General features: G+C 42.8%; 16 protein-coding genes. All 16 read left to right on the top strand.

The annotated features are described in order from the left end of the window. Position 1 precedes the first annotated feature (1 nt). The 16 genes from ccrZ (at position 2) to FJR71_RS09685 (ending at position 20,356) form a co-directional block, all read left to right on the top strand. Entirely contained in the window at positions 2-796 is a 795-nt protein-coding gene (gene ccrZ / locus FJR71_RS09760; RefSeq protein ID WP_140814885.1) for a cell cycle regulator CcrZ, read from the top strand. Next, entirely contained in the window at positions 793-1,428 is a 636-nt protein-coding gene (gene trmB / locus FJR71_RS09755) for a tRNA (guanosine(46)-N7)-methyltransferase TrmB (protein WP_140814883.1), read from the top strand. The genes ccrZ and trmB overlap by 4 nt, the downstream gene beginning before the upstream one ends. A 164-nt stretch (positions 1,429-1,592) precedes the next feature. Then, a complete protein-coding gene (gene rimP / locus FJR71_RS09750; protein ID WP_172605131.1) occupies positions 1,593-2,081 on the top strand; it encodes a ribosome maturation factor RimP in 489 nt (162 codons plus the stop codon). 45 nt (positions 2,082-2,126) lie between these two features. Further along, complete coding sequence (nusA, locus tag FJR71_RS09745; RefSeq protein ID WP_006596880.1) at positions 2,127-3,272, top strand: transcription termination factor NusA; 1,146 nt, start codon at positions 2,127-2,129, stop codon at positions 3,270-3,272. A 10-nt stretch (positions 3,273-3,282) separates the two neighbouring features. Continuing rightward, the gene (gene rnpM, locus FJR71_RS09740; RefSeq protein ID WP_006596879.1) at positions 3,283-3,579 is read left to right on the top strand and encodes an RNase P modulator RnpM; all 297 of its coding nucleotides are present in this window, start codon (positions 3,283-3,285) and stop codon (positions 3,577-3,579) included. Further along, positions 3,572-3,871: a YlxQ-related RNA-binding protein gene (locus tag FJR71_RS09735; RefSeq protein ID WP_048715247.1), complete on the top strand. Its 300-nt coding sequence runs from the start codon at positions 3,572-3,574 to the stop codon at positions 3,869-3,871. The genes rnpM and FJR71_RS09735 overlap by 8 nt, the downstream gene beginning before the upstream one ends. A gap of 16 nt (positions 3,872-3,887) precedes the next feature. Beyond that, positions 3,888-6,611 carry a translation initiation factor IF-2 gene (gene infB / locus FJR71_RS09730; protein ID WP_140814880.1) on the top strand — a complete coding sequence of 908 codons (2,724 nt, stop codon included), beginning with the start codon at positions 3,888-3,890 and terminating at the stop codon, positions 6,609-6,611. Between the two features lie 73 nt (positions 6,612-6,684). Next, positions 6,685-7,035, top strand: coding sequence for a 30S ribosome-binding factor RbfA (gene rbfA / locus FJR71_RS09725; RefSeq protein ID WP_140814878.1), 351 nt, complete (start codon positions 6,685-6,687; stop codon positions 7,033-7,035). A gap of 144 nt (positions 7,036-7,179) precedes the next feature. Continuing rightward, positions 7,180-8,811: a Na/Pi cotransporter family protein gene (locus FJR71_RS09720; RefSeq protein ID WP_140814876.1), complete on the top strand. Its 1,632-nt coding sequence runs from the start codon at positions 7,180-7,182 to the stop codon at positions 8,809-8,811. A gap of 431 nt (positions 8,812-9,242) precedes the next feature. Continuing rightward, positions 9,243-10,394: an N-acetylglucosamine-6-phosphate deacetylase gene (nagA, locus tag FJR71_RS09715; protein WP_006597080.1), complete on the top strand. Its 1,152-nt coding sequence runs from the start codon at positions 9,243-9,245 to the stop codon at positions 10,392-10,394. Between the two features lie 177 nt (positions 10,395-10,571). Then, complete coding sequence (locus FJR71_RS09710; protein WP_006597076.1) at positions 10,572-10,799, top strand: hypothetical protein; 228 nt, start codon at positions 10,572-10,574, stop codon at positions 10,797-10,799. A gap of 1 nt (position 10,800) precedes the next feature. Further along, positions 10,801-11,643: an aldo/keto reductase gene (locus FJR71_RS09705; protein WP_140814874.1), complete on the top strand. Its 843-nt coding sequence runs from the start codon at positions 10,801-10,803 to the stop codon at positions 11,641-11,643. Between the two features lie 250 nt (positions 11,644-11,893). Next, positions 11,894-16,396, top strand: a complete 4,503-nt coding sequence (locus FJR71_RS09700) for a S8 family serine peptidase (RefSeq protein ID WP_140814871.1) — start codon at positions 11,894-11,896, stop codon at positions 16,394-16,396. A gap of 506 nt (positions 16,397-16,902) precedes the next feature. Then, positions 16,903-17,820 (top strand): glycine--tRNA ligase subunit alpha, encoded by a 918-nt coding sequence (gene glyQ / locus FJR71_RS09695; RefSeq protein ID WP_000038760.1) that lies wholly within the window; start codon positions 16,903-16,905, stop codon positions 17,818-17,820. A gap of 208 nt (positions 17,821-18,028) precedes the next feature. After that, on the top strand, positions 18,029-20,065 hold the full coding sequence (gene glyS, locus FJR71_RS09690) for a glycine--tRNA ligase subunit beta (protein ID WP_140814869.1): 2,037 nt from the start codon (positions 18,029-18,031) through the stop codon (positions 20,063-20,065). A gap of 33 nt (positions 20,066-20,098) precedes the next feature. Further along, entirely contained in the window at positions 20,099-20,356 is a 258-nt protein-coding gene (locus FJR71_RS09685) for a DUF896 family protein (protein WP_023022306.1), read from the top strand. Positions 20,357-20,414 lie beyond the last annotated feature (58 nt).

Here is a 20,414-nt window from a genome sequence, read left to right as displayed (position 1 = left end):
GATGGACTCGAACGAAAAAGAGCTAACGTTAACCCCAATTGCTGGTAAAAGCGGAAAAGCCTTTATGGGGACTTATCCGGATGGGGTGAAAGTATTTGTCAAAATGAATACGACTCCAATATTAGCAGGGTTAGCTAAAGAACAAATTGCTCCACAACTCTTATGGAGCCGACGCTTACCTGACGGAAATGTGATGAGCGCACAAGAATGGTTAAATGGAGAAATTTTAACTCCAAATGGGATGGGGAAAAAGCAAGTGGTTCATATCCTGACTCGTTTGCACCGTTCACGCCCCTTGATGACGCAATTGAGAAAGTTGGGCTACACAGCTGAATCGCCATTGGATTTATTGAATTCTTTGAGCAGTCAGTTGCCAATTGCTTTGCGTCAAAACAATTATTTGCAATCTGTATTAAAGAGTTTACGACAGACTGTTCCAGCTTTTCGAGAAGATTATGCAACCATTGTTCACGGAGATGTCCGTCACAGTAACTGGATTGAAACGGATAGTGGATTTATCTACTTGGTAGATTGGGATTCTGTCCGCTTAACAGATCGGATGATGGATGTGGCTCATGTTTTAAGTCACTACATTCCAGATTCCCAGTGGCAGGATTGGTTGGTCTATTACGGCTATAAGTACAATGAAACTGTATTTGGTAAATTGTACTGGTTTGGTCAATACTCTTTCCTTTGTCAGATTGTAAAATACTATGAAAACAATGATTTAGAGAATGTGAACCGAGAAATTTATGCCTTGCGTAATTTCCGGTCAAAATATGGGAAGGAAGCATGAGAGTTAGAAACCGTAAAGGTGCAACCGAATTATTAGAAGCCAATCCGCAATATGTCATTTTGAAGCCAGAAGAAGCCAAAGGGAAGTGGCATGAGATTTTTGGAAATGACCATCCTATTCATATTGAAGTGGGAAGTGGTAAAGGAGCCTTTATCACTGGAATGGCCAAACAAAATCCAGACATTAACTATATCGGGATTGATATTCAAAAATCAGTATTAAGCTACGCTTTGGATAAGGTGTTGGAAGCTGACGTTCCCAATATCAAGTTGCTTTGGGTGGACGGAGATAGCTTGACTAATTACTTTGAAGACGGTGAGATTGATCAATTGTATCTCAATTTTTCAGATCCTTGGCCGAAGAAACGCCATGAAAAACGTCGTCTAACCTACAAGAGTTTCTTAGATACCTTCAAACAGATTTTGCCAGAGCATGGAGAGATTCATTTCAAGACGGACAATCGAGGACTCTTTGAATACAGTTTGGTGAGTTTTTCTCAGTATGGAATGACCTTGAAGGGTGTCTGGATAGATCTTCATGCTAGTGATTTTGAGGGAAATGTCATGACCGAATATGAAAAGAAATTCTCAAGTAAGGGTCAGGTCATTTATCGGGTTGAAGCACAATTTTAAAGTCTAGTTAAGGATCGACGTCTCCTGAAAAGGAGGCGTTTTTCTTTTGGATGGTAGCTGTATGAATGAGGAAGGCGAAATTCTTGCATTTCGACGGAACTTGTGCTAGAATATTTAAAACGAATAGAAAAGGAGAGGCGAAGACATATCTTCGCCTCTTGTCTGTGAGGAGGTGTTGTCCTATCGCAACAATTGTTGAATTAGTAACAGAAATTCTTGAACCCGCCATCCAAGCTCCATTTGAATTAGTGGATGTGGAATATGAAAAGATTGTAGGAGACTATGTTCTAAGTATCTTTGTTGATAAGCCAGGTGGTATTACCCTGAATGATACAGCAGATTTAACAGAAGTGATTAGTCCTCTGTTGGATCAGATTCAACCTGATCCATTCCCAGAACAGTACTTCCTAGAAGTGACGAGTCCTGGTTTGGAGCGTCCCTTAAAAACCAAAGATGCAGTGGAAAAAGCTCTGGGTCAATATATCCATGTCAGCTTGTACAAGGCAGTTGACAAACAAAAGGTCATTGAAGGAACACTCGTTAAGTTCGAAGATGACCAATTGACCATGGAATACATGGACAAAACAAGAAAGAAAACCATTGAAATCCCCTATAGTCTTGTCTCAAAAGCAAGACTAGCTGTCAAATTATAGCAGAAAAGAAAGGAAGGCTCTTAGTAGCCTAAGAGCAAGAAAAGAATGAGTAAAGAAATGCTAGATGCTTTTCGCATCTTGGAAGAAGACAAAGGAATCAAAAAAGAAGATATCATTGAAGCTGTCACAGAATCATTGCGTTCGGCTTACCGGAGACGGTATGGTCAAGCAGAGAGTGCTGCTATCGAATTTAATGAAAAGACTGGTGATTTCCGCGTTTATACTGTTCGTGAGGTAGTGGATGAAGTATTTGATAGCCGGTTAGAAATTAGCTTGAAAGATGCTCTTGCGATTAGCTCTGCCTATGAATTAGGAGACAAAATCAAATTTGAAGAAGCACCTGCTGAGTTTGGCCGTGTCGCAGCCCAATCTGCCAAACAAACCATCATGGAAAAAATGCGCAAGCAAACTCGTGCGATTACCTATAACACTTATAAAGAACATGAAAATGAAATTATGAGTGGAACGGTTGAGCGTTTTGATAATCGCTTTATCTATGTAAATTTAGGGTCTATCGAAGCTCAATTGTCTAAACAAGACCAGATCCCGGGTGAAGTCTTCCAATCTCATGATCGCATCGAAGTATTTGTCTACAAAGTAGAAGACAATCCTCGTGGGGTCAACGTTTTCGTAAGTCGTAGCCATCCAGAAATGATCAAACGTTTGATGGAGCAGGAAATTCCTGAAGTCTATGATGGAACCGTTGAAATCATGAGCGTGGCACGTGAAGCTGGAGACCGGACCAAGGTGGCTGTTCGTAGCCATAATCCAAACGTAGATGCGATTGGAACCATCGTTGGTCGTGGTGGATCGAACATCAAAAAGATTACTAGCAAGTTCCACCCAGCACGTTACGATCAGAAATTGGATCGTATGGTCCCAACAGAAGAAAATATTGATGTCATTGAGTGGGTTCCAGATCCAGCAGAATTTATCTACAATGCCATTGCGCCTGCTGAGGTCGATCAAGTCATCTTTGATGAAGAAGACAGCAAGCATGCTCTTGTGGTAGTACCAGATAGCAAACTATCTCTTGCGATCGGTCGTCGTGGTCAAAACGTGCGCTTGGCGGCTCACTTAACTGGCTATCGGATTGATATCAAATCAGCTAGTGAGTACGAAGAAATGGAAGCAAGTCAAGAACCTGCTTTTGAAGAAGTAGAAAGTGATTTGAATTCTGTAGACGAATAGGGAGGAAATCATGGTAAAGACAAGAAAAATCCCTTTACGCAAGTCTGTCGTTTCAAATGAGGTCATCGATAAACGAGATCTCTTGCGAATCGTAAAAAATAAAGAAGGTCAAGTTTTTATCGATCCAACTGGGAAAGCAAATGGTCGTGGTGCTTATATCAAGCTCGATAACGAGGAAGCACTTCAAGCCAAGAAGAAGAAAGTCTTCAATCGCAGCTTTAGCATGGAAGTGGATGAAGCTTTCTACGACGAATTGATTGCTTATGTGGATCATAAGGTGAAAAGAAGAGAGTTAGGCCTTGAATAAGCAAAAAGTCAGTAATTTATTGGGATTGGCTCAGCGAGCAGGGAAAATCATCTCTGGAGAAGAGTTGGTCATCAAGTCTGTTCAAGAAGGAAAGGCTCGTTTGGTCTTTCTAGCAGATGATGCAGCTCCCAATCTTACCAAAAAAATCACAGATAAATGCCACTATTATGGCATTCCGGTATTAACCGTGTTTTCAACACTAGAATTAAGTACTGCCATTGGTCGCTCACGAAAGGTAGCGGCCGTGACAGATGCTGGATTTTCAAAGAAAATGAGGTCTCTTATGGAATAGAAGAGGAGGACAGCAATTGTCTAAGAAAAGATTGTATGAGATTGCCAAAGAACTAGGCAAGGAAAGTAAAGAAGTCGTCACACGGGCAAAAGAATTAGGGTTGGAGGTAAAGAGTCACGCTTCTAGTATCGAAGGTGAAGCGGTTGAGCGTTTGGTCAATAGTTTTGCATCAAAGGCGCCCCAAACTCCTAAAGTGACGGAAGAAAAACAAGTAAAAGCTGCACCGGTTGCAAAAGAACCTGTTGCAAACAAACCTGAAAAGACAACGGAAACAGCGGCAGCACCTGTTGTGAAGCCAAAGAGTCGTAATTTCAAGGCGGAACGCGAAGCCCGTGCAAAAGAGCAGGCGGAACGTCGTCAACAACAAGGGAATCGACCTAAGAAACAACAAAACGACCGTCGGGATGGGGATCGTTTCCAAAATCGTAATGAGCGAAAAAATCAAGGAAATGACCGCCGGAACCAAGGGAATGATCGTCGCCGTGACCAAGCTGGAAACGGTCAAGGACGTCCAAATCCTGTAAATGGCGCACCGAAGATTGACTTCAAAGCCCGTGCAGCAGCATTAAAGGCAGAGCAAAATGCAGAATATGCACGTGGTAGTGAAGAACGCTACAAGCAAAACCAGGCAGCCAAGGTAGAGCAAGACCGTCAACAACGTCGTAAGCGCGAAGAGGCAGTTACGACTGAAGTTGTTGCTCCACAACCAAAGGCAGAAGCAGTGAAGGCAACTCCGGTAGCGGCTCCAAGTCCTGCAGCAGTTGATACACGTCGGAAAAAGCAAGCTAGACCAGACAAAAAACGTGAAGATTTTGATCGCGAAGAAGATGGTCCAAGAAAACAACAAAAGAATCGAAGTAGTCAAAACCAAGTGAGAAATCAAAGAAATAGTAACTGGAACAACAACAAAAAGAATAAAAAAGGAAAGAATAACCGCAATGAAGCTCCAAAACCAGTAACAGAGCGTAAATTCCATGAGTTGCCAAGTGAGCTTGAGTACACAGATGGAATGACGGTTGCGGAAATCGCAAAACGGATTAAGCGTGAGCCTGCGGAAATCGTTAAGAAACTCTTCATGATGGGAGTGATGGCGACACAAAACCAATCCTTGGATGGCGATACCATTGAACTTCTGTTAGTGGATTATGGAATTGAAGCCAAGAAAAAGGTTGAAGTGGACAATGCGGATATCGAACGCTTCTTCGTCGAAGATGGCTATTTGAATCCAGATGAATTGGTAGAGCGTCCACCAGTTGTCACCATCATGGGACACGTTGACCACGGGAAGACAACCCTTTTGGATACCCTTCGTAATTCACGTGTAGCAACAGGTGAAGCGGGAGGAATCACCCAGCATATCGGTGCTTACCAAATCGTGGAAAATGGCAAGAAGATTACCTTCTTGGATACACCTGGACACGCGGCCTTTACTTCTATGCGGGCGCGTGGTGCCTCTGTTACGGATATTACCATCTTGGTTGTAGCAGCAGATGACGGGGTGATGCCACAGACCATCGAAGCCATCAACCATTCAAAAGCAGCGAACGTTCCAATCATCGTAGCTATTAACAAGATTGATAAACCAGGTGCCAACCCAGAACGTGTGATCGGTGAATTGGCAGAGCATGGAGTTATGTCAACAGCTTGGGGTGGAGATTCTGAGTTTGTAGAAATTTCTGCCAAATTCAACCAAAATATCGATGAACTTTTGGAAACGGTCCTTCTTGTGGCTGAAATCCAAGAACTCAAGGCAGATCCAACTGTTCGTGCCATCGGTACGGTTATCGAAGCGCGTTTGGATAAAGGTAAAGGTGCGGTTGCAACCCTTCTGGTTCAACAAGGTACCTTGAATGTCCAAGACCCAATCGTTGTTGGTAATACTTTCGGACGTGTCCGTGCCATGACCAATGACCTTGGCCGTCGTGTGAAAGTAGCTGGACCATCTACTCCAGTTTCTATCACTGGTTTGAACGAAGCGCCAATGGCGGGTGACCATTTTGCGGTTTATGAAGATGAAAAATCTGCGCGTGCAGCCGGTGAAGAACGTGCGAAACGTGCGCTGATGAAACAACGTCAAGCAACCAATCGTGTCAGCCTTGAAAATCTCTTTGATACCTTGAAGGCTGGCGAAGTGAAATCCGTTAATGTCATCATCAAGGCCGATGTTCAAGGATCGGTTGAAGCCCTTGCTGCTTCCCTTCAAAAGATTGAAGTGGAAGGTGTGAAAGTGACCATCGTTCACTCAGCAGTTGGTGCTATCAACGAATCAGACGTTACCCTCGCAGAAGCTTCAAATGCCTTCATCATTGGATTTAACGTCCGCCCTACTCCACAAGCACGTCAGCAAGCAGAAGCTGATGAGGTAGAAATCCGTCTTCACTCAATCATCTACAAAGTGATTGAAGAAATGGAAGATGCCATGAAGGGAATGTTGGATCCTGAATTCGAAGAGAAAGTCATCGGGGAAGCAGTCATTCGTGAAACCTTTAAGGTCTCTAAAGTGGGTACCATCGGTGGATTTATGGTCCTCAGTGGTAAGGTCACTCGTGATTCCAAAGTTCGTGTCATTCGTGACGGTGTCGTCATTTATGATGGAGCTCTTGCTAGCTTGAAACATTATAAAGATGATGTCAAAGAAGTGACCAACGGTCGCGAAGGTGGATTGATGATCGAAGGCTACAATGATATCAAGACTGATGATACCATCGAAGCTTACATCATGGAAGAAATTAAAAAATAAACTGTTAACTAGGAAGTAAGATAGGAAATCTCCTATTTCCTAGTTTTTAAAGACAGAGCAGAAAGGAGTTCCTATGGCAAGTCATTTTCGGACAGACCGAGTCGGTATGGAAATCAAGCGGGAAGTCAACGAAATTTTGCAAAAGAAAGTTCGTGATCCGCGTGTCCAAGGCGTCACTATTACGGATGTTCAAATGCTAGGCGATTTGTCGATGGCCAAGGTCTACTATTCGATTATGAGTGATCTGGCTTCAGAAAATCAAAAGGCTCAGACAGGGCTGGAAAAAGCAACAGGAACCATCAAGCGCGAATTAGGTCGGAATTTAAAATTGTACAAAATTCCAGATTTAACCTTTGTCAAAGATGAATCCATTGAATATGGAAACAAAATTGATCAAATGTTACGCGATCTTGATAAAAAATAATGAACAAAACGATAGGTTCTGTAGAGTCTATCGTTTTTTTATGGCGAAATTCAGAAGAAATTTCAAAAAAACCTTGTGCCGAAGGGGTGGATGTTTTAAAATAGAGTGAGTAAACTTTTATCGAATGATGATGGAGGAAAAGGAATGTCCATTGATTGGCAGAACATTTTATTTAACTTCTTAGGTGGTTTGGGTCTATTTTTATATAGTATCAAAACCATGGGGGATGGCTTGCAACAGGCTGCAGGGGATCGCCTTCGTTACTATATCGACAAATATACCAGTAATCCATTTCTAGGGGTGCTCGTAGGGATTGTCGTGACTGCCCTCATCCAGTCTAGTACAGGGGTAACTGTTATTACGGTTGGATTAGTAAGCGCAGGCCTCTTAACGCTACGCCAAGCAATTGGGATCATCATGGGGGCCAATATCGGGACGACGGTTACTTCCTTCATCATTGGTTTCAAGTTGGGAACATATGCCTTGCCGATTATGTTTGTCGGTACAGTCTGTCTCTTCTTTACCAAGAATCGGATGGCGAATAACATCGGTCGAATCTTATTTGGGGTTGGGGGGATCTTTTATGCCTTAAACCTCATCAGCGCAGGGATGAGTCCTTTGAAGGAGTTGCCAGAATTTAGCCAATACATGGTGACTCTTGGGAAGAATCCAATCCTCGGAGTGCTGGCTGGAGCCATTATTACCGTTTTGATCCAGGCTTCTTCAGCAACCATTGGAATTCTGCAAGGTCTCTACTCAGGAGGATTTTTGGATCTGAAAGGAGCCCTACCGGTCTTATTTGGAGATAATATCGGAACAACCCTCACTGTTATTATCGCTGCCATGGGAGCCAATGTTTCTGCCAAACGGGTTGCAGCAACCCACGTCTTATTTAATGTCATCGGGACCATTCTGTGTATCATCTTGTTGGGACCATTTACAAGTATGGTTGAGTTCTTCCAAGCTCAGTTGCATCTCTCACCTGAAATGACGATTGCCTTTTCACATGGTGCTTTTAATGTGACCAACACCATCGTTCAATTCCCATTCATTGGGGCGTTGGCTTACTTTGTGACGAAATTGATTCCTGGTGAAGATGAAGTGGTCAAATACGAGCCACTTTACTTGGATGAAAATCTGATTACCCAAGCTCCTTCGATTGCCTTGGGAAATGCCAAAAAAGAACTCTTGCACTTAGGGACTTATGCTGAAAAGATTTTTGATTTATCTTATCGCTATATTTTGAATCAAGAAGAAAAGTTGGCTGAAAAAGGTCATAAAACAGAAGAAGCCATTAATACCATCGATGACCAGTTGACCAAGTACTTGATCCGCTTGTCCAGTGAGGCTTTGAGTCCAAAAGAAAGCGAATCCTTGACCAATATTTTGGATTCCTCTCGAGATTTGGAGCGGATTGGAGACCACGCAGAAGCCTTGATCAATTTGACGGACTACCTCATTCGGAAGAAAGTTGTCTTTTCTGACAATGCTTTGACTGAATTAGAAGATATCTACCAACAAACGGCGACGTTTGTTAAAGATGCCCTTCGAAGTGTAGAAGAGGATAACCAAGAGTTGGCCGCAGAGTTGGAACAGCGCCATCAGGCGATTGAAAAACTTGAAAAGAAATTGCGGAAGACCCATATTTCTCGTCTGAACAAGGGCGAGTGTACACCTCAAGCAGGTGTGAACTTTATTGATATCATCTCTCACTATACACGTGTCGCAGACCATGCCATGAATTTAGCTGAGAAGGTACAATTAGAGCAGATCTAAAAAAACGAAAAATCCAGTTCTTTAGGACTGGATTTTAGAATGTAGACAAATTTTTTTCATAAAATAGCTAGAAAATTTTTTCAAAAAAATAATTTGTATTTTTAATTAATTAAACAAATTTATTACTTTCCGCTGTGAGAAAAGTGGCTGAAGCGCTAAAGTTTCAGCCACTCGGGAGTTTTGAAACTTTAGGTTCAAAACTAAGTCATGGAACTTCAAAGAAGTTCGCTGACGTCCGTACTCACCTAAGGAAAGTTTTAAAGAAGACTTTATATTCAATCTGAAATCCAGCTCAAAAAAACTGGATTTTTTATCGTATTTATAGAAAATATTAATATATTTAAATAAAATAGGTCTATACCATTTACAAATACAGTACAAAGGATTATAATGTGTATGAATATATCGGTAGAAAAAGAAAGGAAATCACCATGACAACTTATATACAAGCAGATCAATTCTTTTATCCCCATGGCATTCGTAAGGGAGGATATCTAGAAATCGTCGATGGCAAATTTGGGAAACATGTAGATCAGCTACCAGAGGGAGCTACTGTTTTGGACTATACAGGCTATAGTATTGCTCCTGGTTTGGTCGATACGCACATCCATGGATTTGGTGGAGTTGACGTTATGGACAACAACATAGAGGGAACCCTTCATACTATGAGTGAGGGTCTTTTGAGCACAGGGGTCACTAGCTTTTTGCCAACAACCTTGACCTCTTCTTATGAGCAATTATTAGCAGTAACTGAAAACATTGGAGCACGCTACCAAGAAGCGTCTGGTGCTAAGATTCGTGGTATTTACTTTGAAGGACCTTACTTTACAGAGAAGTACAAAGGGGCACAAAATCCAGCCTACATGAAAGATCCTCGGATGGATGAATTCCGTGCATGGCAAAAAGCAGCCAACGGCTTGCTCAATAAAATTGCCCTTGCTCCTGAGCGAGATGGTGTCGAAGACTTTGTCCGCACAGTGACAGGAGAAGGGGTAACGGTTGCGCTTGGTCACTCCAATGCAACCTTTGACGAAGCCAAAAAAGCAGTGGATGCTGGGGCTAGTGTCTGGGTACATGCCTATAACGGAATGCGCGGTTTGACGCACCGTGAGTTGGGAATGGTTGGGGCTATGTACCAACTTCCTCATACTTATGCAGAGTTAATCTGTGATGGCCATCACGTTGATCCAAAAGCCTGCGACATCCTTCTCAAACAAAAAGGAGTGGAAAATATTGCCTTGATCACCGACTGTATGACAGCTGGTGGCTTGGAAGATGGCGACTACATGTTGGGTGAATTCCCTGTTGTCGTAGAAAATGGAACAGCCCGTTTGAAATCGACAGGGAACCTGGCTGGTTCGATCTTGAAGCTTAAAGATGGATTGAAGAATGTTGTTGAGTGGGGTATTGCCAATCCTCATGAAGCAGTCATGATGGCGAGTCTCAACCCTGCTAAATCTGTCCATATTGATGATGTCTGCGGCCAAATCCGTGAGGGTTATGACGCTGACTTTATTGTATTGGATAAAGATTTAGAGTTGGTAGCAACCTTCTTGGATGGCCAAAAACGATTTGAAGCTTAATGGTGAAAAAGAGGTTCAACTACGAATCGCTTGCTTTCGCCAAACTAAAAATTGAATGTATCCCATAAGCTGAGATGAAAGTCTCAGCTTATTTGAATAGGATTCCTTGATCTAGCCATTTGTCTCTTTGCTCTGATACATGGTATAATGAAAGTAATTGAATCGCGAGGTAGTTTTATGAATAAGATAAACGTACGTTTTTTATTGATGGGCTTGTTTTTCTTTATCTACGGTATGTTGCGCCGTAGTCCCGTCATTTTAGTGGCAGGTAGTGCCTTTTTACTCTATGCCTTTTTTAGTAAATCGATGGTGCAGCCGAAGGAAAATATCTTTAAGCCAAAGTTGCGCTTGAATGCGAAGACTTCTAAGTCTGGTGAAAAAACAAAGGAAAGTGACGGGAAATAAGATGAAGAGTTACAAACTAAATGACGGACGCCACATTCCTGTACTTGGTTTTGGTACTTGGAAGGCGAAAGATGGCGAGGAAGCTTATCAAGCAGTAAAAGCAGCCTTAGAAGCGGGCTATCGCCATATTGATACGGCAGCCATCTATCAAAATGAAGAAAGCATCGGAAAGGCTATCAAAGATAGTGGTATTCCAAGAGATGAGCTTTTTGTAACGACTAAGTTGTGGAATAATCTTCACACCTATGAGGATGCTGTCAATGGTCTAGAAGAATCTTTGCACAAATTGGGACTAGATTATATCGATTTGTACCTCATCCACTGGCCGAATCCTGTGACTCACCGAGAAAATGAGGCCTGGAAAGAACGGAATCGTGAGGTTTGGAGAGCCATGGAAGAGATGCAGGCAGAAGGAAAGATTCGCTCTATTGGTGTGAGTAACTTCCTGCCCCATCACCTGGATGCTTTGTTGGAGAGTGCAAAAGTTCTTCCGGCAGTCAATCAGATCCGCTTGGCCCCTGGAGTCTATCAAGAGGAAGTAGTCCGTTATTGCCGTGATAAAGGAATTTTATTGGAAGCTTGGGGGCCATTTGGCCAAGGAGAGTTGTTTCAAAATGAGACAGTCCTTACATTGGCTAAACAGTATGACGTGACACCAGCCCAGCTTCTGTTGGCCTGGAGTCTAGCAGAAGGATTTTTACCTCTGCCCAAGTCAGTGACTCCTGAACGCATTGCAAGTAACCTACAATGCTCTGCGATTGCATTATCCCCAGAAGATTGTGACCTTCTTCGGAAGATCCCAGTAGAGGCAGGAGCACCGAATCCAGATACCAAAGACTTTTAGGATTGTTTGTTTTTAATAGACAGTGAGAATTTGCTCTTACTGTCTTTTTTGTGTAACAAGACGAAAAACGAATGTTTTGTTTTAAATATCTAATTATTTGGATAATAAAATCACCAAAAAGCAAACGAAAAATAACTAATTAAAGATATTGTACGGGAATATTACAATTTGATAACAAAGTTAATGTTGAGTGAATTTTCTGAAAAATTAGGAGTATAATAAGAATAATTTAGTATATAGGGGGAATATTATGAGTAAACAGCGTTTCTCATTGAGAAAATATAAGTTTGGTGTTGCATCGGTGCTATTAGGATCTGTTCTTGTCTTTGGAGCAGGGAATGTAAGTGCTGATGAAGCGAAACAGCCAGAGACTGCAGTCGTTGCATCTGCAGAAACAAATCCAGTATCGCCAAGTGAGTCTGCGTCTCCTGTAACGAATCAGGCAAATGAGCAGACTACAGACTCAGTCGTTGAAAATGCTAAAGTTGTTAACGAGCCAGTTTCTTCAGATAAAGGAACAACAACGCCATCTGTCGAATCAGATAGCCAAGTCCTTGCGCAGGAGGCAAAAACAGAGGCTCAAGCTACTGAAAAGCAAGCGGAAGTCGTAACTAAAACCGAAGAAAAAACTGTAGAAAAAAATGGAGAAAAAGCATCCGAAGGACAGGAAAAAACAGAAGCAAAACCTTCTTCAACAGAGGAGGAGAGTGAGGCTAAACCTGTATCGGAAGCAAGTACTGAAAAGAAAGCTGAAGATAAACCATTAAGTATCAGCAGCAATACGATTATTAATGTGCCCCAAACTTGGGAAAAAGGCTACAAGGGTGAAGGGACTGTTGTTGCAGTCATTGACTCTGGTTTAGATGTCTACCATGAAGTATTGCGGATTTCAGACCCTACAAAAGGGAAATTCAAAAATCAAACAGAATTAGAAGCTGCCAAAAAAGCAGCGGGAATTGACTACGGAAAATGGTACAACGATAAGGTTGTCTTTGCCTATGATTATATGGATGGAGATGACAATATCAAAGAAAAAGACCATGATTCACACGGTATGCACGTAACAGGGATTGCGACTGGGAACCCTGACAAAAAAGCTGGGGATGGCAACTACGTCTACGGAGTTGCTCCAGAAGCCCAAGTGATGTTCATGCGGGTTTTCTCTGATCGTAGTGGATCAACCAGCGATGTTGTCTATGTGAAAGCGATTGATGACGCAGTGGCATTGGGAGCTGACGTCATTAACATGAGTTTAGGATCTGGGACAGGATCTACAGTGAATGCTAGTCCTGCTGTCAGAGAAGCTATCCAACGAGCACGCGCCAAAGGGGTTAGTGTCGTTATTGCGGCAGGTAATAGCAATACCTATGGATACGGTTATGACAACCCAAGTGCTGAAAACCCGGATTACGGTGTCGTGGGTAGTCCTTCAACAGTAGAAGAGTCTATTTCAGTTGCATCAGTAAATGATTCATTCGTAACGGAAGAAGTCTTTACAGTACGTGGTTTGGAAGACAATGCCGACTTGGATAAAGGGAAGTTCACCTATACAGCAGCTGAAACAGATGCCAATTTCGAAAATGGGAAAGAATATGACTATGTGGATGCTGGCTTGGGGCGTGAGAGGGATTTAGAAAGTCTCGATTTGACTGGTAAAGTCGCCCTCATCAAGCGTGGTGAAATTACCTTCTCAGATAAGGTCGCTAATGTCTATAAAAAAGGAGCAATTGGAGCCCTCATTTATAACAGTGTCGAAGGTGCAAATGTCAAAATGGGCCTCGAAGGCGATGCGAAAAAAATCCCTGCGGTATTTATTTCTAAGCGGTACGGAGAAGCCATCAAAGACAAAGACTACAAGATAGTCTTTGATGGTAGTCTGGATAACCGTCCAAATCCTGACGCAGGAAAAATGTCTGAATTCTCTAGTTGGGGAGTGTCAACGGATGGACAATTGAAACCAGATGTCACTGCACCTGGTGGATCGATTTTCTCTTCACTAAATGACAATAGCTATGGCAGTATCAGTGGAACCAGTATGGCCTCTCCTCATGTGGCTGGGGTATCGGCTTTGGTGAAGGAATACCTCCAATCTCACCATCCAGAACTTTCACCAGAGGAGCTATCTGCAACGGTCAAGGCCTTGATCATGTCAACTGCAAAACCGCACTTCAACAAAGAAACGGGCGCCTACACTTCAGTACGTCAACAAGGGGCGGGGATTGTGGATACTGCTGCAGCGGTTTCAACAGACCTATATGTAACGAATGAAGATGCTTACCCAAGTGTTACCCTTGGCAATGTGGAAGATCGATTCAGTTTTGATGTGACCGTTCATAATATTTCTGATACTGACAGAGAGTTGAAGATGATTGTGAATACCACAACAGACGATGTGAAAGACGATCACTTTACTTTGAAGCCACGGAAATTAACAGAGACGGTATGGCCAAATGTCACCGTAAAAGCCCATAGCAGTCAGACAGTGACGGTGACTGTCGATGCGTCTAAGTTTGCCGAAGAATTGACTAAATTGATGCCGAACGGTTACTTCTTAGAAGGTTTTGTTCGCTTTGTGGATCCAGCAGATGACGGTGATGTGGTTAGCATTCCATTTATGGGCTTCCGTGGTTCTTTCCAAGATATCCCTGCAGTTGAAAAACCAATCTACAACTTGGTAAGAGAAGGAAAATCAGGATTTTACTATGATGTTCCAGAAACCAAACACCTGCCATCAAATGCAAATGTCACCTCTTTAGTCTCAAACGCTAATGATGTGCTCTATACAACTGCTAAGAAGGAAACAGTAGAACGAAGCCCAATCGTTCTTGGGACAGTAGAAACTCCAGAAGGTTTGAATGTCCTCCATTTAGATGCTGATGGAAATGTCCGTCTGGCTATTTCTCCAGATGGAGATGGGAACAAAGATTACGTGCAGTATCGTGCAGTCGTCTTGCGAAACCTAAAAAATATGAAAGCAGCTGTCTACAAGGCAGATGATCAAGCATTTGCTAATCCAATTTGGTCAAGTACAGGATCTTTCTCTGCTCGTAAGAATTATTTTGACGGACGTGGGAAACGATCTTATCTAGTCGACAATACGGCTTGGGAAGGAACGGATGCCAAGGGTGAAAAGGTAGCGGATGGCCACTATGTTTATGAAGTTCGCTATACGCCAGCCGTTCCAGGAGCAGAGGAGCAAGTTGTTCGCTTTAATCTCCAAATTGACACCCAAAAACCAATCTTGACTTCAGGTTATACGACCAAGAAGGATGGGGTAGAAACCTTTTATGCTCGTAAAACAAAAGATGTTGGCAATGGTGGAATCTTACGAGAGCAAGTCTTCTATGTCAAGGCCTTTGATGAAGAAGGAACCCTGGTTAAGGAGGGGAAAGATGCCCTAGGGAAGACTAGTCGCTTTGAAAACCGTGTCTATTTAACGGCAAATGAAGACGGTGGCTACACTCTTCCAGAAGGAATTAGCAAAGACTTACTTTACTATGTGGTAGAAGACTACGCTGGAAACCGCGACTTTGCCTCTCTTGCTGATTTTGCTGGTACTGAAGATAGTGGCCGGATTAAGGTGTCAGTCCTAGATGCCGATACACATAAAGAATTAGATACCGATTTTGTCTACCGTATCAAGGATGATCAAGGACAGTATGTCAACTTAGACAAAGGGAAAGAAATCAATTTCCTTAAGTTTGGTAGCTACGTGGCAGAACTCTTTGCCTATGACAAATCAGATCTGAAACTTGTCAGCCAACGAACTCAGAAATTTGAAATCACTGCAGAGGACAGCTTTAAGACCATTGAATTCTTGGCCAAAGAGATTGTCACTGCACCTTTGAGCCTGGTCTTTGATCAAGCAGTACCAAGAACAACACCAGTTGTCTTGAAAAATCAAGCTGGTGAAACCTTTGTTCTTCCAGTTCAACGCTATGGCAAGAATGCTTTTGGAAAAGATGTCCCAGTTGGAACATACACGATTTCAGTCAGTCTACCAACAGGTTATGAGTTGTTTGAGGATGCACCGACTGTGACAGTTCTAGCAGACCAAAACAATCTCGCAAAACTTTCTGTAGTCATTAAGACCCAATTGTTGCAATTGTTGGCCCAACAAACTAACTTGACCAGCACTCCTCAGTACTTTAATGCAACAAGTGAAAAACGTTTAGCCTATGATGCAGCTTATCAAGAAGCTCAGAAAGCTCTTGCGACTAAGTTATCACAAGCAGAAGTTAACCAAATCTTTTCAAATCTTGGATTGGTTACGAGTCAATTAGACGGAAAAGAGTCTGATTTTACAGCGCTAAAATCAGCCATTGCTGCCTATGATGTAACCTCAAAAACAGGTCGCTATGCCAACGCTAAGGATTCCGCTCGACGAACCTTTGACCAAAGCTTTAAGGAATTGGCCCTCTTGCTCGTCCGTGAAGGTGTGACACAAGAGCAAATCAACCAAGCACTTGCAAATTATCAGGCAGCTGATCAACAGCTAAATGGTAAAACAACTGATTTTTCAAGTCTGAAGAAATTGATTGCGGCAGAACTCCAGTTCCAAGCTAAGAATGCGAAGTTTATCTATGCAGCAGATAAGGCGAAGGTAAACTATCTACAAGCCTTTATCCGCGCTCAAGCTGTACTGGCTAATCCTGGTGCCAGTCAACAGGAAGTTAAGGCGGTATTAGCTGAGGTTAAAGCTGCTAAGAAAAAATTAAATGGGAAAAAACCAAAGGTTGTAAAACGCCCATAACAGTCACCTTTCTTTGAAAGGATTTGCGACAAGTCTGAAACACCTTTTTCGGACTTGTTTTTTGTTTACACTCGAATAGAAATCTGCTATAATACTAGTCAAGAAAGAAAGGCTTATGGCGTTTTTTTAGCGAGCTTGGGATAGTGAAAGCCAAGCAGAACAAGATAAGCAAGTGGCGCTTTCTCTCAGTAGATAACTGAGTATAGTAGAATAAAATGAAGTAATAAATTAGGGTGGAACCGCGTTTTTGACGCCCCTAGGTCACTTGACTTAGGAGCAAAGACACGGTTTTTTTGTATCCAAAGTCGCAAGAATTAAAAAAGGAGAAGAAGATGTCTAAAAAACTAACCTTCCACTGCGTTAGTGGCAGAGACCTCCTTACAGTCGGACTGCCTCACGCTCAGCACTAGGGTGCCTGAGCTAGACGCAGTACTAACTCGTCTTGCCTCGTATAATCGACGAGGCAGACTCGTGTCGCAAGAAATTATAGAAAAAAGGAGTAAAACATGTCTAAAAAATTGACTTTCCAGGAAATCATCCTTACTTTGCAACAATACTGGAATGACCAGGGTTGTATGCTGATGCAGGCGTATGATAATGAAAAGGGTGCGGGAACCATGAGTCCTTACACCTTCCTTCGTGCCATTGGTCCTGAACCATGGAATGCGGCTTATGTAGAGCCATCTCGTCGTCCAGCAGATGGTCGTTACGGGGAAAACCCAAATCGTCTTTACCAACACCACCAATTCCAAGTGGTCATGAAACCATCACCATCAAACATCCAGGAGCTCTACCTTGAGTCATTGGAAAAATTGGGGATCAATCCATTGGAACACGATATTCGTTTCGTTGAAGATAACTGGGAAAATCCATCAACTGGATCAGCTGGTCTTGGTTGGGAAGTTTGGCTTGACGGAATGGAAATCACACAGTTCACTTATTTCCAACAAGTTGGTGGTTTGGCAACTGGTCCTGTTACCGCTGAGGTTACTTATGGGTTGGAGCGTTTGGCTTCCTATATCCAAGAAGTAGATTCTGTTTACGATATTGAGTGGGCTCCAGGGGTAAAATACGGAGAAATCTTCCTTCAACCTGAATATGAGCACTCAAAATACAGTTTTGAAGTTTCTGACCAAGATATGCTTCTTGAAAACTTCGAAAAATTTGAAAAAGAAGCAGGACGTGCTTTGGAATTGGGCCTTGTTCACCCAGCCTATGACTACGTTTTGAAATGTTCACACACTTTCAACTTGCTTGATGCTCGTGGAGCAGTATCCGTTACAGAACGCGCTGGCTACATTGCCCGCATCCGTAACTTGGCTCGTGTCGTAGCCAAAACCTTCGTCGCAGAACGTAAAAAACTTGGTTACCCACTTCTTGACGAAGCCACACGCGCAAAACTCCTAGCAGAAGAGGAAGAATAAAGAAAGCTTATTAGATGGGATTGGCTGATAGAGCAATCCTACAGAACCAGTTGCCGCAGTGATAAAGATATCGTTAGAGAAACTAACGATACCAGGCAAAATTGGAGACCTTAGGATCCAATTTTAGCAATGAAACGACGAAGTCGGTTGCTTGCGTGCCAATCACATAAGGCAAACTGGAAAAAAAGATATTTTTCGGAGAAAAAACATGACAAAAAACTTATTAGTAGAATTAGGACTTGAAGAGTTGCCAGCCTACGTTGTCACACCAAGTGAAAAACAACTCGGTGAGAAAATGGCAGCCTTCTTGGATGACAACCGTCTTTCATACGAAAGCATTCAAACCTTCTCAACGCCACGCCGTTTGGCTGTCCGTGTGATTGGTTTGGCGGATCAACAAACAGATTTGACCGAAGATTTTAAAGGACCTTCTAAGAAAATCGCCTTGGATGCAGATGGAAACTTCTCAAAAGCGGCCCAAGGATTTGTCCGCGGGAAAGGCTTGACAGTAGATGACATCGAATTTCATGAAGTCAAGGGTGAAGAGTACGTTTATGTCACGAAACACGAAGCTGGTAAACCTGCCAAAGAAGTCTTGGCTGGCGTTCCAGAAGTGCTTGCTTCATTGACCTTCCCTGTTAGCATGCACTGGGCTAACAACAGTTTTGAATACATTCGCCCAGTTCACACCTTGATCGTTCTTTTGGGCGACGAAGCGCTGGATCTTGATTTCTTGGATATCCAGTCAGGTCGTGTGAGTCGTGGACACCGTTTCCTTGGACATGAAGTGGAAATTACCAATGCGGATTCTTATGAAGAAGACCTTCGCACGGTATACGTGATTGCGGATAGCAAAGAACGTGAAAACATGATTCGTGAGCAAATCAAGGCTATCGAGGCTGCAGAAGGAGTAAAAGTCCAAATCGAAGAAGGACTTTTGAATGAAGTCTTGAACTTGGTGGAATACCCAACGGCCTTTATGGGAAGTTTCGACACTAAATATTTGGACGTTCCAGAAGAGGTTTTGGTGACATCAATGGAAACACACCAACGTTACTTTGTTGTACGTGACCTTGATGGTCAGCTCAAACCAAACTTCATCTCAGTTCGTAATGGTAACGATGAGCACTTGGAAAATGTCGTTCGAGGAAATGAAAAAGTCTTGGTGGCGCGTCTCGAAGATGGTGAATTCTTCTGGCGTGAAGACCAAAAACTTAAGATTGAAGACCTCGTTGCTAAATTGGCACACGTGACTTTCCATGAAAAAATTGGTTCTCTTTCAGAACACATGGCGCGTGCTGGTGTCATTGCAGCGTCACTAGCTGAGCAAGCTGGTTTGACTGCAGAAGAAAAGGCAGCTGTAGCTCGTGCAGCTGAAATCTACAAATTTGACCTCTTGACGGGTATGGTCGGAGAGTTCGATGAATTGCAAGGAATCATGGGTGAAAAATATGCCCTCCTTGCTGGTGAGGATGCTGCAGTAGCGACAGCTATCCGTGAGCACTATCTTCCTGATTCAGCAGATGGAGCCCTTCCTGAAACCAAGGTTGGTGCCATCCTTGCTCTTGCGGATAAATTGGATACCCTTCTTTCCTTCTTCTCAGTCGGTTTGATTCCGTCTGGTTCCAATGACCCTTATGCGCTTCGCCGTGCAACACAAGGGATTGTTCGTATCTTGGATGCCTTTGGTTGGAACATCCCGATGGATGAGTTAATCGATAGTCTTTACGGACTTTCATTCGATAGTCTTTCGTATGCCAATCAAGCAGAAGTGCTCAACTTCATCAAGGCGCGTGTAGACAAGATGATGGGACGCACATCTAAAGACATCAAAGAAGCTGTACTTGCTAGTTCAAACTTCGTGGTAGCGGATATGCTTGAAGCGGCTGAAGCTCTTTCAGAAGCTGCTAAGACGGATGGTTATAAGGCAGCTGTTGAGTCACTCTCTCGTGCCTTCAACTTGGCAGAAAAAGCAGATGCTTCAGTAGCGGTCGATGCTAGTCTCTTTGAAAATGATCAAGAAAAAGCCTTGGCTCAAGCAGCAGAAAGTCTTGAATTGACAGGTTCAGCTAGCGACAAATTGGCTCAACTCTTTGCTCTTAGCCCAGTCATCGATGCTTTCTTTGACAATACCATGGTTATGGCAGAAGATGAGGCTGTTAAAAAGAATCGTTTGGCCCTTCTTGCTAGTCTAGTAGCAAAAGCCAATAAAGTCGCAGCCTTTAACCAATTAAATACAAAATAATGACCTGATGTCAGGTAGAAAGTAGGTTTTATTATGACACCTGAAAAAATTGCTCGAATCAATGAGCTTGCCAAAAAGAAAAAAGCAGAAGGCTTGACACCAGAAGAAGAGGTAGAACAAGCTAAACTTCGCGAAGAGTATATCGAAGGCTATCGTCGTTCCGTTCGTCATCACATTGAAGGGATCAAAGTTGTGGATGAAGAAGGAAATGACGTGACACCAGAAAAACTACGTCAAGTCCAACGGGAAAAAGGCTTACATGGTCGTAGCCTTGACGATCCCAATTCATAAATAGACAATAGAAAACTCGATCAGATGTTGAACTGATCGAGTTTTCTAATTCTATATG

The sequence above is a fragment of the Streptococcus xiaochunlingii genome, assembly GCF_006385805.1.
Classification (GTDB): Bacteria; Bacillota; Bacilli; order Lactobacillales; family Streptococcaceae; genus Streptococcus; species Streptococcus xiaochunlingii.
Note: the sequence above shows the minus strand (reverse complement) of the source record. Positions and strands in the feature narration are given on the sequence as shown.